General features: G+C 35.0%; 1 protein-coding gene. It reads right to left on the bottom strand.

What is annotated here, in order from left to right:
* Positions 1-226 (bottom strand): nucleotide exchange factor GrpE (grpE, locus tag I6F37_RS38695; RefSeq protein ID WP_225154170.1); only part of this gene is annotated, 226 nt, incomplete at its 3' end.
* Between the last annotated feature and the right edge of the window lie 266 nt (positions 227-492).

The following is a 492-nucleotide window of genomic DNA, read 5'->3' as shown; positions in this document are numbered from 1 at the left end:
GAAAATCTTTAATGACACCTTCTCCCGCGCTCGAAATTAAATCAATTTTCTCTTTGTTTGTGCGTTTGCGGTAATTGTCGAATTCTGCATACAGGCGCAAAAAACGGTCGTTCAATTCATTGTATTTGTCGTCCGCTGATTGTTCTGTTGATACGCTCGCTTGATCTTCAATTGGAGCTTGATTTTCTAGCTCTTCGTTGCTGGTGGAATTTTGATTCTCAGTCATCTCTAATTAATTTGTACAATTCCTTTGACAAAGAGCCTGCCAATTGATGAAATCAGACAAGTTGTCAGAAATTTTGACAAATAGGCATTTTTGAGAAGAAAAAGTTAAGTCCTTTTCGTACTATTAATCGTAACTCAGGCTAAACAAAATAGGAATTTTTAAACCTGTAACTGGTTGACATTTATTTTTATTACTTACCTTATAATCACGTTCAAACTTATCTATAGTCTTCCATGAAACTTCATCACAACCAAAACCAAGACTAT

The organism is Bradyrhizobium sp. NBAIM08 (assembly GCF_020193935.1).
In the GTDB taxonomy this organism is placed as follows: domain Bacteria; phylum Pseudomonadota; class Alphaproteobacteria; order Rhizobiales; family Xanthobacteraceae; genus Bradyrhizobium; species Bradyrhizobium yuanmingense.
The sequence above is the reverse complement of the archived record's forward strand: the minus strand, read 5'-3'. Positions and strand labels throughout refer to the sequence as shown.